14 protein-coding genes are annotated in these 14,034 nt (G+C 41.0%); 5 read left to right on the forward strand and 9 right to left on the reverse strand.

The genetic code is table 11. From position 1 onward, the window contains the following. Window position 1: 1 nt before the first annotated feature. The 8 genes from BM073_RS04685 to BM073_RS04720 all read right to left on the reverse strand — a co-directional run bounded on the left by BM073_RS04685 (window position 2) and on the right by BM073_RS04720 (window position 9,019). A complete protein-coding gene (locus BM073_RS04685) occupies window positions 2-1,468 on the reverse strand; it encodes a UDP-N-acetylmuramoyl-L-alanyl-D-glutamate--2,6-diaminopimelate ligase (RefSeq protein WP_091651151.1) in 1,467 nt (488 codons plus the stop codon). Next, a complete protein-coding gene (locus tag BM073_RS04690) occupies window positions 1,465-3,573 on the reverse strand; it encodes a PASTA domain-containing penicillin-binding protein (protein ID WP_091651153.1) in 2,109 nt (702 codons plus the stop codon). Before BM073_RS04690 ends, BM073_RS04685 begins: the two co-directional genes overlap by 4 nt. Beyond that, window positions 3,570-3,956: an FtsL-like putative cell division protein gene (locus BM073_RS04695; RefSeq protein WP_091651155.1), complete on the reverse strand. Its 387-nt coding sequence runs from the start codon at window positions 3,954-3,956 to the stop codon at window positions 3,570-3,572. Before BM073_RS04695 ends, BM073_RS04690 begins: the two co-directional genes overlap by 4 nt. Beyond that, entirely contained in the window at window positions 3,953-4,864 is a 912-nt protein-coding gene (gene rsmH / locus BM073_RS04700) for a 16S rRNA (cytosine(1402)-N(4))-methyltransferase RsmH (protein WP_091651158.1), read from the reverse strand. Before rsmH ends, BM073_RS04695 begins: the two co-directional genes overlap by 4 nt. A 4-nt stretch (window positions 4,865-4,868) precedes the next feature. Next, complete coding sequence (gene mraZ / locus BM073_RS04705; RefSeq protein WP_091651160.1) at window positions 4,869-5,303, reverse strand: division/cell wall cluster transcriptional repressor MraZ; 435 nt, start codon at window positions 5,301-5,303, stop codon at window positions 4,869-4,871. A 436-nt stretch (window positions 5,304-5,739) separates the two neighbouring features. After that, complete coding sequence (locus BM073_RS04710) at window positions 5,740-7,737, reverse strand: M56 family metallopeptidase (protein ID WP_091651163.1); 1,998 nt, start codon at window positions 7,735-7,737, stop codon at window positions 5,740-5,742. Further along, window positions 7,734-8,108, reverse strand: a complete 375-nt coding sequence (locus BM073_RS04715; RefSeq protein WP_091651166.1) for a BlaI/MecI/CopY family transcriptional regulator — start codon at window positions 8,106-8,108, stop codon at window positions 7,734-7,736. The genes BM073_RS04710 and BM073_RS04715 overlap by 4 nt, the downstream gene beginning before the upstream one ends. Window positions 8,109-8,218: 110 nt before the next feature. Further along, window positions 8,219-9,019 carry an SDR family NAD(P)-dependent oxidoreductase gene (locus tag BM073_RS04720; RefSeq protein ID WP_091651169.1) on the reverse strand — a complete coding sequence of 267 codons (801 nt, stop codon included), beginning with the start codon at window positions 9,017-9,019 and terminating at the stop codon, window positions 8,219-8,221. Between the two features lie 110 nt (window positions 9,020-9,129). On the opposite strand from BM073_RS04720, the gene BM073_RS04725 reads away from it, so the two are divergent. The 5 genes from BM073_RS04725 to BM073_RS04745 all read left to right on the forward strand — a co-directional run bounded on the left by BM073_RS04725 (window position 9,130) and on the right by BM073_RS04745 (window position 13,841). Beyond that, window positions 9,130-10,239 carry an alkene reductase gene (locus BM073_RS04725; RefSeq protein WP_091651172.1) on the forward strand — a complete coding sequence of 370 codons (1,110 nt, stop codon included), beginning with the start codon at window positions 9,130-9,132 and terminating at the stop codon, window positions 10,237-10,239. Window positions 10,240-10,287: 48 nt separating this feature from the next. After that, complete coding sequence (locus BM073_RS04730) at window positions 10,288-11,055, forward strand: NRDE family protein (RefSeq protein WP_091651175.1); 768 nt, start codon at window positions 10,288-10,290, stop codon at window positions 11,053-11,055. Next, the gene (locus tag BM073_RS04735; protein ID WP_091651177.1) at window positions 11,052-12,023 is read left to right on the forward strand and encodes a YpdA family putative bacillithiol disulfide reductase; all 972 of its coding nucleotides are present in this window, start codon (window positions 11,052-11,054) and stop codon (window positions 12,021-12,023) included. The genes BM073_RS04730 and BM073_RS04735 overlap by 4 nt, the downstream gene beginning before the upstream one ends. Before the next feature lie 146 nt (window positions 12,024-12,169). After that, on the forward strand, window positions 12,170-12,904 hold the full coding sequence (locus BM073_RS04740) for an RluA family pseudouridine synthase (protein ID WP_091651997.1): 735 nt from the start codon (window positions 12,170-12,172) through the stop codon (window positions 12,902-12,904). A 436-nt stretch (window positions 12,905-13,340) separates the two neighbouring features. Then, on the forward strand, window positions 13,341-13,841 hold the full coding sequence (locus tag BM073_RS04745) for a SixA phosphatase family protein (protein ID WP_091651180.1): 501 nt from the start codon (window positions 13,341-13,343) through the stop codon (window positions 13,839-13,841). On the opposite strand, the gene BM073_RS18280 is transcribed toward BM073_RS04745, so the two are convergent. Continuing rightward, the gene (locus tag BM073_RS18280) at window positions 13,838-13,966 is read right to left on the reverse strand and encodes a hypothetical protein (RefSeq protein WP_262481185.1); all 129 of its coding nucleotides are present in this window, start codon (window positions 13,964-13,966) and stop codon (window positions 13,838-13,840) included. The two genes, BM073_RS04745 and BM073_RS18280, sit on opposite strands and share 4 nt — an antisense overlap. Window positions 13,967-14,034 lie beyond the last annotated feature (68 nt).

A 14,034-nucleotide genomic window follows, 5' to 3' on the forward strand; every position in this document is an offset into this window, starting at 1 on the left:
CTTAGTTTTGTTTCAGTTCATTTAAGATTTCACTTACCACCTCTTTATCATCAAAATGGTGCTTCACACCTTGAATTTCCTGGTAATCCTCATGTCCTTTCCCAGCAATCAGAATGATATCGCCTGACTTGGATAGCATGCAAGCCGTCCGGATAGCTTCTCTTCTGTCTGTGATGGTCAAAGTTTTTCGTAAATCAGTAGGACCAATTCCCGCTTGCATATCTTTCAAAATCGCCTCTGGCTCTTCAAATCGGGGATTATCCGAAGTCAAAATCACTTTATCACTCTCCTGAACAGCAATTTTTGCCATCACAGGTCTTTTGGTTGTGTCACGATTGCCTCCACAGCCTACCACAGTGATCAACTGCTCACCTCCGCCTCTCACTCCATTGATAGTTTTGAGTACATTTTCCAAAGCATCCGGAGTATGCGCATAGTCTACAATCGCTGTAATTCCCGCTATGGAAATCTGATCAAACCTGCCTTTGGCTCCCTTAATAGCCGACAATGAAGTCATCACTTCATCCTCATCCTCTCCTAGTAATACAGCTGTTCCAAGTACACCCAAAAGGTTATAAGCATTGAAAGCCCCAATCAATCGGAACCAAACCTGTTTCCCATTGATGTCTAATTCCAGGCCTTCCAGCGTGTTGGAAATGATTTTTGCCTTGAAATCGGCATCAGACTTCAAAGCAAAAGTTTGATGCGTTGCTTTGCAGTTTTGAAGCATCACCATACCTCTTTTATCGTCACTGTTGACAAGTGCAAAAGCATCCTTTGGCAAATCATCGAAAAGCTTTTTCTTGGCTTTGATGTATTCGTCAAAGGTTTTATGGTAATCCAAATGATCGTGGCTGATATTGGTAAATACTGCACCAATTAGCTTCAATCCTGCAATTCTTTCCTGAACAATAGCATGAGAGCTGGCTTCCATAAAGCAATGGGTACAACCGGCATTAGCCATTTTGCGAAGCAAAGCCTGCACACTGACTGCATCCGGTGTGGTGTGGGTTGCAGGAATAACATCCTCGTTGATCTTATTTTCAACAGTGGATAATAAGCCAGTGCTATATCCCATTGAAATAAATAGCTGATGCAAAAGGGTTGCCGTGGTGGTTTTCCCATTGGTTCCGGTAATCGCAACTACCTTAATCTGATGAGAAGGATTGTCATAAAAATTAGAGGCCATGATCCCCAGAGCTTTCGCAGAATTCTGAACCTGAACCCAGGTAATTCCCTCTGAAAGATTTTCCGGAAGATTTTCACAAACAATGACCTTTGCCCCTTTTTCAAGAGCAGCATTGATGTACTCATGTCCATCTACTTGAGTTCCGGCAATAGCTACAAAGGCCGAACCTGAACTTACTTTTCTACTATCAAAGACAATATCCTTAACCTTCACTTCCATATCTCCGGTAGTGGCGATCAATGATACTTTATATAATATGTCTTTTAGCACTTTCTTCATCCCAACACCAGATTTATGGTTGTATTCGGTAGAAGCTTGGTTCCTGGTTCCAGAGATTGCTCTTGTACCAAGCCTTTTCCGCTGTAATTCACTTTCAAACCCTTGTTTTCCAAAATGAAAAGGGCATCCCTCAAGGACAGACCTGAAACATCAGGGACCATTGCCTTTTCGGTATCATTAATTTTCCAGCCTACTCTATTATCCTGAGCGACTACTTTTACCCAATCATCAGCCTGAACAGCATTAGCTTTTACTCCCAATTGCTCCAAGATCTGATGCACTTCCTCTGCTTTTCCTGCTTTTACAAATGGCAAAGTGGAAGTAGAGGCTTCGGCACGTAATATTTGAGAAGGCCCCGTTGGATTCAACTCTATATCCAAAGCATAAATCCTGTCTGCTATTTCTTTAAAAACCGGTGCTGAAACATCTCCCCCGTAAGCTGCAAATCCATTTGGGCTATCGATTACTACAATCATGGAGTACTTTGGCTTTTCTGCCGGGAAATATCCTGCAAAGCTGGTGTAGTATTTCTGGGTATAGCGACCGTTGATTAATTTCTGAGCGGTACCCGTCTTACCTGCTATTTTGTAATCGGCATTGGAAATATTCTTAGCTGTTCCGTTTTCCACTACTCCCTGCAAAAGCTCTTGCAGTTGCTTGATGGTTTTTTCAGATGCAATTCTTTTCCGAAGCACTTCCGGCTGATATTCTTTTTCAATTCTATTTCCTTTGATCACTGCCTGCACGATATAAGGCTTGACCATTTCGCCACCATTCGCCACCGCATTATATAAAGCAAGCGTATGAAGAGGGTTAAGCTTTATCTCATATCCGATAGAAATCCAAGGAAGAGAAGTTCCGTACCACTGTTTGCTTCCAGGCTTTTTAAAATAAGGCTTGCCTTCCCCTGCCAACTGGAAACCAAAAGGCTGATTGATTCCAACCTTTTCCACATAGGATAAAAATTTGGAAGGACTGGATCCAAAGTGCATATCCACTAATTTGGAGATAGCCACATTAGAAGATTTCTCAAAAGCCTCACGAACAGTAATAGTTCCGAACCCTCCATTTTTTGCATCTCGCATGGTTCGGTCATAAAATCTATGAGCACCATTTCCAGTCTCTATAGATTGATTCAAGCTCACTTTATTTTCTTCCAAAAGTGCCAGCATGGAAAGCAGCTTGAAAGTAGATCCCGGCTCGGTATTGCCTTGATCTCCTATGGCGAAGTTGTAGTTTTCTCCGTAGCCTTTGCCGTTTTTGTTTCTTTGAAGATTGGCAATTGCTTTGATTTGCCCAGTTTTCACTTCCATGACAATCACGGATCCAAAAGCCGCTTCCCTTTCTACAAGTTGCTTTAGCAAAGCAGTTTCGGCCACATCCTGAATATTGACATCCAAAGTGGTAATCACATCATACCCATCTTCAGGCTTGATATCTTCTGCGTCAAAAACAGGCTTCCAACTGCCACCAGCCAACCGCTGAAACAATGCTTTTCCGTCCTGGCCTTTCAAATACTCGTTAAAGCTGTATTCGATTCCAGCCCCGTATTCATTTTCATTCAAAAAGCCGACAGTTCTGCTGGCCAATGCATTGAATGGTCTGTATCTCTTTTCTACTTTTTCAAACAATACGCCGCCGCCTAATCGCCCATCACGGAAAATCGGCCAGTTGGACATTTTTTGCATATCCTGATATCCTATCTGCTTTCGATTCAAGACCAGGTATCTTTTATTGTCCCTACGGGCATCCGTGATCATGCGCTTATATGCAGTTGCAGATCTGTCTTTATAAAAAGCTGAAAGCATTTTGGCCAAAGAATCGATTCCCGCATTGTAGCGGTCTGACTTGGCAATAGTCGGATCCATGGCAACTCTATAAAACGGTAGGCTAGTAGCCAAAAGACTGCCATCGCCTGCATAAATATTCCCTCTTGTTGCCGGTACTTCTCTGTACTGAAAATTGATAGTCTCTGCCTTTTCTCTCCATTTATCTCCTTCCTCAAACTGAATTTTGGCAATACGAAGCGGTATCGCTGCTGTCGCAAGCGCAATCAGGATGAAAACCACCCTCACTCTTAGCACTATGGATCGCTTGATATTCACTTCTTGACTTCTATTTTGATAGGAGGTTGTTCTAATTCAATTATACCTTGAGACTCTACTTTTTTAGCCAGCTCTGATTGCATGGAACTGAGCATGTATTCCGCCTCAAGCGTTGTGACATCTGCTCTCAGGTCCTCCACTTCCTGCTGTGCTTTTTCTATTTTCCGGACCATATTTTCAGCCCGGTGATTACTCCATATATATATAAGTGCCAGCATCACAATAAATCCTACAGGAGGAACCAGCTGTACCGGAACTCCTTCTCCAAGAATTTTTGTCACATCCAGCTTTTCCTCTATCCAGGAGAAAATAGTCTTTCCTGAGCCGGATGACTTCGGCTTATTTCCAGACTTCAACTTCTTTCTAAAGGTGTTCTGACTCATTTCCCTGTCTTTTTAGCTACCCTGAGCTTCGCACTTCTAGCTCTTGGGTTAGCTGCTATTTCCTTTTCATCAGCTACTACTGCTCCTCTGCTCACCGGCTCCAAAGGCCTCATGGGATTTCCATAAAAGTCCTTTTCCAACTCACCCTGAAATTTTCCCTTTTGGATCAGGTTTTTAACTAACCTATCCTCCAGGCTGTGGTAACTCATTACCACCAATCGACCCTCCGGCTTCAACAGCTCAACCGCGCTCATCAGCATCTCTTCCAAGGCCCCCATCTCATCATTCACTTCAATTCTCAAAGCCTGAAATACCTGAGCAAAATATTTGAATTCCTTTCCTCGAGGCGCATATTTTTTGAGAAAAGCTGTGAAGCCTTCCGTCGTTTCAAATGCTTGCTGAGCTCTTTCAGCTACTACTGCCTGAGCAAGGGTTTTTGCATTTTTCACCTCTCCGTAGATTCCGAAAATCTTATGGAGCTTGCTTTCATCATAAGTATTCAGCACTTCTTTAGCAGACAGTGGCGCTGACTGATTCATCCTCATATCCAAGTCACCTTTGAATCGGGTAGAAAACCCGCGACTAGGTTCATCGATTTGATGAGAAGAGATTCCGAGGTCAGCGAGGATTCCATCTACTTTCTTCACCCCATATAGGCGAAGGTATTTTTTGATATCTCTGAAGTTGGCCTGAACGAAAGTAAACTTAGGGTCAGCCGGAATATTCGCTTCAGCATCCTGATCTTGATCGAAACCATACAAATGACCTTTGTCCAAATGCTTGAGAATTTCTCTGGAATGACCACCGCCTCCAAAAGTCACATCTACATAGATGCCGTTGGGGTCAATAGCCAAGCCTTCAGTGCATTGGGCGAGCATCACTGGAATATGGTACACAGACTCAGTCATAGCTTCAGGAGAGATACTTTTCCATCAGGCTGGACAAGTCCGCCGGATCTTCGATGATATTATTCAGATAATTTTGTGGATTCCAGATTTCAATCCTGCTACCCATCCCTACGACTACCACATCTTTCTCTAACCCAGCATAGGTTTGGTAAAGCTTGGGGATCAAAAGTCTACCGGCATTATCCAGTTCCACTTCCACACTTGTGATGAAAAATGTCCTTTGAAGCTTACGCTGCTCAGGATTGTTGATGGATAATGCTTTGATCTGGTTCTCCAATTTTTTGAACTCGACCATTGGATAAAGTGCAAGACATTTGTCTTCAGCCATGCGAAGCATGAGCGTAGTACCGTTAGCCTCCGGAATCGCCCCTTTAATCTTGGAGGGCAAGACCAGACGACCTTTCGGATCCAGCTTACATTCATATTGACTGTTGAACATTTCTTCTTAGCGCTTTAAGACGAGTTTGTAGTAAAGACAAAAGTAATAAAATGCTTTTCACATTCTACCACTTTCCCCCACTTTTTCCCACTTTAACTTAAAAGTAGCCAAAAGTTTGATCCAAGCCAATATTTATCAAAAAATTTATCAGATTTTTTTACTGGTATTCAGCGCTTTAAGGATGATTTCATGATGTTTAAAAAACCCTCAAAATGAGCCAAAATCGAACATTTTTGAACAGAATAAGTAATCAACACCCAAGATCTTGTCAGTTTTAGTAAAAAAAGTGGGGCATTTTCCCATAAAAATTCATGCCAATTAGATTTTTGAAGACTCCTTTAAGAAAAATATATTTTTCCTTTAGGCAGAAAAAAATAGACTCCACAAAAAAACCCGGTCAGTCAACCGGGCCTTTTTAGATTATCAACACACAATTTTATTTTTTGGAATCTTCCTTAGTTTTTTTGAATTCAGCTTCGATAGCCTTTCTAAACTCCTCCATTTTCTTGGCATTTTCTTTCTGCCATTCTTCCATTTTTCTTTGAAACTCCTCGATTTTGGGTTGTTGGGATTTCTCCCATTCTTTCATCTTGGCTTCAAACTCCTTGAGCTTTGGCTCTTGTTCCTTTTCCCAAGCTTTCATTTTTTCCTCCCAAGCTTTTACCCTCGGTTCATTTTCTTTTTCCCAAGCTTTCATCTGTTGTTCAAACTCCTTCATTCTTGGCTCCTGAGACTTTTGCCATTCCTCCATTTTCTTTTGCCATTCTTTGAGCTTAGGTTCAAACTCCTTCATTGATTCCTCTGCTTTTTTAGCCCAAAGCTCAGCCTTAGCTTCCCATTCTTTTACCCACTTTTCTCTCTCTTCTCCGGACATTTCTGAGGTATCAGACAAATGCATTGGAGGCATCGGGGGCATATTAAACCCTTTCAAAGGCATGTTGGGCATAGGCGGCATGCTCTCCATGATTTCCATGCCGAATACCATAGGAGGCATCATCTCTTTAGGAAATTCAGGAACAGCCATTACCATAAAGTTTTCTGGGAATTCAGGGGCTACCATCATGTCAAGCTTAGGAGCTGGACTTAAGGAAGGTCCATTTTTGAATATCATGGATGTCTTCCCTTTCATAATAATAGTGTCCCCATTTGAAATCAAAGTATCCCCTTTAATTTGATATCGGAAGCTATTAGATCCCTGGCCTTTCAGAATAAAAGTATTGCCATCCGACTCCCAAATCATAGGCTCTTCACCTTCGACTTTTATTACTTTTTTGGTTTCCTCCTTTTTACTGGTATCTGCCTTTGTCCAAGTGGGCTTAAGCTCACTTTTTGGGATGAAATCACCCAAATCCGGGTTTTCTAGATACACATTTGGTTCTTCTCTTTCTGTGTTTAGCGGAGAATCCTGCTGGGCACTTGCCATCAGTCCCGCACTTAATAATAGGGTTAGTAGCATGGGTAGTGAAATAATAGGGTTTTGTGGATAAATCTGGGCTGGAAATCCCATCATTCTTTTAATTCTATGAAGGGTTGGATTCCTTCTTTTACTGGCTGTCATAGCCAATTCCGGTGCGTTTTGTTGTTTAAAATTTAATACTTCGGCCAAACTATAAGCGAGTTCCTTGGGCTCCACTCCCGTCGACACTGCCAAATCATCGGCTGCATTTTCTCTCAGTTCTTTAACAGTCTGATTCATCCACCAGAAACATGGATGGTAAAAAAAGAATACCTCCATCATAGACTGCATCAAGTTGGTGAGGTAATCATACCTTTTGATATGGGCTAGTTCGTGTGCAATAATTGCCTCCAACTGGCTTGGACTAAGATGAAATATTAATCCAGCAGGTATCAGAATCATAGGCTTGAAAACCCCAAAGGTCAACGGAGAAAGGCTATTCTGGGTAATCCTTAAACTCACATTTCTACTGATCCCCAATCTTTTTCTCACTTTTTCAACAGCAGCAAGCAGAGTATAATCCTCAGTGTTAATACTGGCTTTTCTTAAGCTCCTAATCTCCGAAAGACTGGTAAAAAGTCTCATCAAGAATAATATGGAACCAAAAAACCAAAAGTTAACGAATAAGGGAATTTGAGATTCTATCCATAAAATAGACGACTCGATCCAAGAAAGATTAGACTCTGCAATTCCTCCTGATAGTTGAAAAAAGATCAGTTCTGAGCTGCTAGATAGCTTACTCCCGATTACCGGAAGAACCGAAAACTCGTACCATAGTGTAGCGAATGCAACTATCAAACTCATGCCTAAGGCAGCCACTGCAAGTTTGTATTTGAATTCCGGGCTTTTCTTGGAAAATAGCTTCAAGGCTATCCATAGAAAAGCGCTAATTAATATCAACTGCCAGATGGAATGGACCAAGGTCCAGCCCAAGGCCTGCAGGAGATTTTCCGGAATCCAATCATTCAATAGATTCATGATTTTTTATTTTCAAGTTGGTCTAAAAAGTTTCGAATCTCATTCAATTCTTCTTGGGAAGGGTTTTCTTCTCCCAATGCCTGAATCACCAAGGATTTACTTGAGCCACCAAAAGCAGTGCTCATCAAATTCTTTAAAAGTGATTTTTGCGTTTCTTTTTGATTAGTCAAAGGACTATAGATATGAGTTCTACTTTGCTCATTTCGAGAAAGCATTCCTTTCGCATGCATGATCTGCATAATCTTTAATGTGGTAGTGTACCCTGTATCTTTGGTCTCCGCCAACTTTTCATGTACCTGTCGTACACTTGCTTCTCCCATCTTCCAAAGGATAGATAAGATCTCCAATTCTGCTTCTGTTGGTTTGTTCATGTGAGTCTATACGATTGTCTTCGTACAAAGTTTACGAAAAGTGTCGTATTATCAAAAAAAGTACGATAAGAATCGTATTAAAATCTGTTAAAAATTTGACCTTCAATACATTATTTTAATCTAGACAAGGCCTTTTCACCTTTTCTCTCCAGACCAGCCCGAAAAAATTCACCCAATCCTGGCCAAGTCCCGGCTATTTTGGCAAGCAATCCTCTTCGCTCCGGAATGCAAATCATCCGTTTTGGCTTTTTTATTAATTGGACGATAGCCTCGCGAACATCAATAGGAGTCAGTACTTTTTCCGGGCCACTGAAACTCAAAACTGATTCTTTCGGATAATTTAGCTGCGTTTCCAGCATGGGGGTTCGGACTAAATCAGGACAGACTACTGAAACTTCCACACCATACTCTTCCAATTCTGCCGCCACAGCAAGTGAAAAACCACGAATCGCAAATTTGGAAGCTGTATATAATGAAAGCCCTGCAACTGGTGCTATTCCTGCAAGAGAGGAAATGTTGATAATATGCCCAAACTCCTGATTTTTCATTTCCCTCGCAATCAGGGTAGTGCCTAGGATACTACCTTTTGTATTGATATCTAAGTGATAGGCAATGTCGCTAATTTTATAATTCAGCAAAAATCCAGGCTGGATTACACCTGCACAATTAATAAGGTGAGATATGGGAGTGAATCGTCCTTTCGCAAGATCAATAGCTTTATTCCAAGTATCTTCTTGAGTGATATCTGCGGCGATCAAACTGATTTGTTCATTTTCCTGAAAAGATTCTTTCAAAGCTTTTTCATCGGTATCAATCAAAATCAGATTAGTGGAAAGCTTGGCAAAATAATTAGCCAGCTCCAAACCGATACCACTTGCAGCACCGGTAATTATCAGTAAGGTAGGGTTCATCGTTGGGGTGATCAGGCTTTTAAGATAATCAATTTTTTGAATCGTGAACTTTCATTAAGACTAGTTAGTTGTATAGACATTCAATTTTAGAACTAAACCAATTATTCTTTATGAGTACTAAACAAGCACTTTTACAACCTATAGAGGTTGGAGGCATGAAACTTTCCAATAGAGTTTGGATGGCTCCAATGACCAGAAGCAGAGCTAACAATGAGGAGAATGCTCCTTTTGATATTCACGTAAAATACTACGAACAAAGAGCTTCCTCTGGATTAATTATCACTGAAGGTTCCCAAATCTCTAAAAAAGCGGTGGGATATGTTAATACCCCGGGCATTCACTCCAAAGCGCAAGTGGAAGGCTGGAAAAAGGTAACTGAGGCAGTTCATGCCAAAGGAGGTCATATTTTCATCCAGTTATGGCACGTAGGAAGAATTTCTCACCCTGATTTTCATAATGGGGAATTACCACATGCCCCATCTGCGATCAACCCTAATTCCAAGTCTTATACTCCAGAGGGATTCAAGGAGACTGTCACTCCAAAGGAAATGACTTTGGAAGATATCAAACAAACTATCCAAGATTTTAAAAATGGAGCAAAGAATGCCATGGAGGCAGGCTTTGATGGAGTAGAAATCCACTCTTCCAACGGCTATTTGCTTCACCAATTTTTCAACAACTCTTCCAACCAGCGAACTGATGAGTATGGTGGAAGCATAGAAAACAGGGCAAAAATTCTATTTGAGATCATTGATGCCATTAAAGAAGTGATGCCTGAAAACAGAATTGGTGTAAGACTGAATCCTTCCTTGCATGGAGCTTTTGGAATGGAGGCAGATGAAGAGACAATTCCAACATTTGATTACATAGTCAATAGGCTAAACGATTACAACTTATCGTATCTACACCTATCAGAGCCTTTCACCGATGTATCAGAGATCTCTTATTTGGAGTCAAACATCGCAAAGCGATACAGACCGATGTATAAGGGTACTTTGGTGATCAATAATAATTTTGATCAAGAAAGTGGAAATAAAGTGATTGAGGAAGGATTAGCCGATGCTGTCGCATTTGGTAAACCATTTATTTCTAATCCTGACTTGCCTGAGAGATTTGCGGAAGGTGCGCCTTTGCAAGACTGGGATCAGGACACATTTTACACTCCTGGGAAGAAAGGTTATACAGATTATCCAAGCTTGAAAGAGTCAAAAGTTGGTTAATTCACCTAGAGAGGCCGGTTTATCCGGCCTTTCGCTTTATATTTAAATATGTGTTTGGTAGCTTTCTCCTGGCAAAATCATAGCGAATATCCATTGGTAATCTCAGCCAATCGGGATGAGTTTTTTGAACGACCCACAGCCCCTTTGCAACTCTGGGAAAATGATTTTATCGCCGGAAAAGATCTGAGAGGTGGAGGTACATGGATGGGGTTCCATTTAAACGGCCGTTGGTCTTTTTTGACGAATTATCGGGATTTCAGGAAAATGGGTTATGGGGAAATTTCAAGAGGAAAACTGGTACAAGATTTCCTGGAAGACAGTATTTCTCCCAAAGATTATTTGAAAGAAATCGAAAAGGAAAAAAATCGTTATGAGGGATTCAATCTCTTAGTTTCAGATGGAAAGGAGCTTTTCTATTTCAGTAATTTTGGGAATGGAATCCAAGAAGTCGAACCCGGAATTCATGGATTGAGTAATGGCTTGCTCAATGACCCATGGCCCAAAACTGAGCTGGCAAAAAAGCAACTGAAGGAAACCCTCGAACAGGATCCAAGCAACAGCAAGCTCCTTCAAATCCTAAAGTCCAAGCAAACTTATCCTTTGGAGAAATTACCTGATACAGGAGCTCCCAAAGACTTGGAAATTGCTTTGTCAGCACAACTTATCAGAGCTAACGGCAATTACGGAACTCGCTCTGCAAGTTCGGTTTTATGGAACAAAAACAACCTTATTTCCATTCAAGAAAGGACTTTCGATTGGGACGAGAGTAAATTCAAGGATGCTTCAGCACAAATTCAGACCTATTTAAGTATATGAATAAAATTTTTGATGTAATTATAGTTGGGGGAGGCCCCATTGGATTAGCCTGTGGGGTGGAAGCCCAGAAGCATGGATTAGACTATTTGATCTTGGAAAAAGGAGCTCTGACGAACTCCATTTATAATTATCCGATCAATATGCGCTTTTTTTCTACTTCCGACCGATTGGAAATGGCAGGTATCCCTTTTATGTCGGTAGAAAATAAGCCTACCCGAACTGAAGCCTTGGAATACTACAGGAGGATATTTTTCCACTTCAAACTGAATGTTAATCTGTATGAAGGAGTAGAAAAATTGGAAAGATCCGGAGACCATTTCCAGATCACTACTTCCAAGGGAATTTACCAAACCCGGAAAATCGTATTGGCCACAGGTTTTTATGATTTGCCAAATCTGATGAATGTTCCCGGTGAGGAATTGCCCAAAGTGATGCACTATTATAAGGAGCCATGGCCTTTCATAGGACAGAAAATACTAGTGGTCGGAGGAGCTAACTCAGCAGTAGATGCAGCTTTGGAAACTTGGAGAAAAGGTGCTGAAGTAAGTATGGTTTTACTTGGTGATGAAGTGGATGACAATGTGAAATATTGGGTGCGCCCAGATATCATGAACCGGATCAAAGAGGGAAGTATTCGTGCATTTACCCGGTCTAAGGTGAAGGAGATCAAAGAAAAAGAAGTCACCATCTCAACTCCTGAGGGAGACGTCACGATTGCCAATGACTTTGTATTGGCGATGACAGGCTATAAACCTAATTTTGCCCTCTTGGATCAGTTAGGAGTGGAATTATCACTGGATGAAAAGCGCCAACCCTGCTATGACCAAGCCAATCAGGAATCAAATGTATCGGGAGTTTACTTGGCCGGAGTGGTATGCGGAGGATTAAACACCCGAGAGTTTTTCATAGAGAACTCTATTGTGCATGCTGAATCAATTATGGAGGATATTGCTAAAAAGCTTGAGTAATACACTCATTTTAATTGGCTACCTTTGCAAATCTATAAATAATAGATCCTTACTGAAGTAAAAGAAAAATCCTTCTTATACAGACTTGAATCAATTTGACTTTCAATCTAAAGTCTCAAGACCTCGGTAAGACAGAAAATAATCTAATGAAAAAGAAGCCATTCAACGTTGTCTATGAGGACAACCACCTTTTGATTGTAAATAAAGCTGCGGGAGTTTTAGTGCAAGGAGACAAGACAGGGGATAAAACCCTGACTGATTACTGCAAGGATTATATTGCAGAAAAATACAATAAGCCCGGAGCAGTTTTTTTACATCCCATCCATCGCTTGGACAGACCGGTAAGTGGATTGGTGGCTTTTGCCCGAACCAGCAAAGGTTTGGAACGTATGATGGAGCTTTTTAGAAAAAGAGATATTCATAAAGTCTATTGGGCAATCGTCAAAAAACGACCAAGAGAAGAGATGGGCAAGCTCACCCACTGGCTTACCAAGGACGAGCAAAAAAATGTGGTCACTGCGCATGAGCGTGAAGTTCCAGGTTCCCAAAAGGCTGAACTGAATTATAAAACTTTGGGCAAACTGAATGATCACTGGTTGATAGAAGTGAGGCCTATCTCAGGGCGTCCTCATCAGATACGTGTTCAATTAGCTTCTATGGGTTGCCCGATCCGTGGAGATTTGAAGTATGGATTTGCGAAGCCCAATCCTGATGCCAGCATCAACCTTCATGCTTTCAATTTAGTCTTCGTACACCCGATCAAAAAAGAGAAACTCTATCTCAGAGCCGCTTTACCGGAAAATGAATTTTGGGAGCAGTTTTATGAGTTTGAAGAAGTTAAGGCTAAAGATCAGCATCTGGATAATACGTTCTCTGGTTGATTTATTGGCTCGCGGCGACGCGACGGAGGGGCGTTTTTAATCTCCCGCGAAGAGGCAAAGTTGCAAAGGGATTGAGAGAAAGAAAGTTCCATTCCTACGGAATGAAAGAAAGGCGAAAAACCTTTTACTACCTAACTCAAATCCCTACGGGATTGAGGTTGAATAAAATTCTCTTCCTCTCTTTGCCACTTTGCGGGAGAGTTATTTCGCCGAAGGCGTATTTCTATTGTATTTCCACTGTATTTCACACCCTACCTTCCGCAGGCATATCTTGAAAATATCTTCTTTATCTCTAGCAGAGAAGCAAAGTCGTTAAGGGATTAAGGTTGATCTTAGAAAATATTCTTCCTCTCTTCGCCACTTTGAGGGAGAGCTATTTCGCCGTAGGCTTATTTAGAAAATACCTTTTTGGAAAAATTTTTCTAACTTGAATACTATGAAAGGTTTGATAGGACTTCTTTTAATCTGTTTTCTGATGATTTCTTGTAAATCCGAGAAGAAAGAAAAGACAATCTATATTGTTCGTCACGCAGAGAAACAACTGGTTCAAGATCCGGATCCGGAATTAGCTCAAGTAGGGTATATCCGGGCTAAAAAGCTCGCTCAAATCCTGAAAGACCAGGAAATCAAACACATATTCAGTACTAATTACAAAAGAACTCAACTCACTGCACAGCCAACTGCTGAACAAGCCGGTGTAGAAATTCAATCCTATGAACCTTCAAATCATGATGATTTGGTCGATAAACTCCATGAATTGGAGGGAAATGTACTGGTTGTAGGACATAGTAACACCGTCAGTCGCTTGGCCAATTACTTTATCGGTGAAGGTGAAAAATTCAATGATCTTACCGAAGATGAATATAATTTCATCTATGAAGTCAAACTCAGCAAAGATGGTTCGGCGGTATTAAGGAAGCTCTACAAGGATTATTAAACCACCACCAATTCAATCCCTTTTTCCTCCAGCTTTTCCAAATAGCTTCCGGAAATCAGTGGAAAATGAACTTTCTCGTGAAGAGCAAATAATTGGCGTCTGTCGATAGAATAAAAGACTTTCAAATCATACCTTTTAGTAGATATAGTTATCTTCTATAAATCTATCTATTGAATTTTAGAAATATCGAAAC

Origin of the sequence: Algoriphagus ornithinivorans (assembly GCF_900115305.1) — a bacterium.
GTDB lineage: Bacteria > Bacteroidota > Bacteroidia > Cytophagales > Cyclobacteriaceae > Algoriphagus > Algoriphagus ornithinivorans.

What these genes read in the sequence shown, in the direction of transcription:
- BM073_RS04685 (WP_091651151.1), bottom strand. Translation starts at nt 1,468, where the DNA reads ATGAAGAAAGTGCTAAAAGACATATTATATAAAGTATCATTGATCGCC.
- BM073_RS04695 (WP_091651155.1), bottom strand. Translation starts at nt 3,956, where the DNA reads ATGAGTCAGAACACCTTTAGAAAGAAGTTGAAGTCTGGAAATAAGCCG.
- rsmH (WP_091651158.1), bottom strand. Translation starts at nt 4,864, where the DNA reads ATGACTGAGTCTGTGTACCATATTCCAGTGATGCTCGCCCAATGCACT.
- mraZ (WP_091651160.1), bottom strand. Translation starts at nt 5,303, where the DNA reads ATGTTCAACAGTCAATATGAATGTAAGCTGGATCCGAAAGGTCGTCTG.
- BM073_RS04710 (WP_091651163.1), bottom strand. Translation starts at nt 7,737, where the DNA reads ATGAATCTATTGAATGATTGGATTCCGGAAAATCTCCTGCAGGCCTTG.
- BM073_RS04715 (WP_091651166.1), bottom strand. Translation starts at nt 8,108, where the DNA reads ATGAACAAACCAACAGAAGCAGAATTGGAGATCTTATCTATCCTTTGG.
- BM073_RS04720 (WP_091651169.1), bottom strand. Translation starts at nt 9,019, where the DNA reads ATGAACCCTACCTTACTGATAATTACCGGTGCTGCAAGTGGTATCGGT.
- BM073_RS04725 (WP_091651172.1), top strand. Translation starts at nt 9,130, where the DNA reads ATGAGTACTAAACAAGCACTTTTACAACCTATAGAGGTTGGAGGCATG.
- BM073_RS04730 (WP_091651175.1), top strand. Translation starts at nt 10,288, where the DNA reads ATGTGTTTGGTAGCTTTCTCCTGGCAAAATCATAGCGAATATCCATTG.
- BM073_RS04735 (WP_091651177.1), top strand. Translation starts at nt 11,052, where the DNA reads ATGAATAAAATTTTTGATGTAATTATAGTTGGGGGAGGCCCCATTGGA.
- BM073_RS04740 (WP_091651997.1), top strand. Translation starts at nt 12,170, where the DNA reads ATGAAAAAGAAGCCATTCAACGTTGTCTATGAGGACAACCACCTTTTG.
- BM073_RS04745 (WP_091651180.1), top strand. Translation starts at nt 13,341, where the DNA reads ATGAAAGGTTTGATAGGACTTCTTTTAATCTGTTTTCTGATGATTTCT.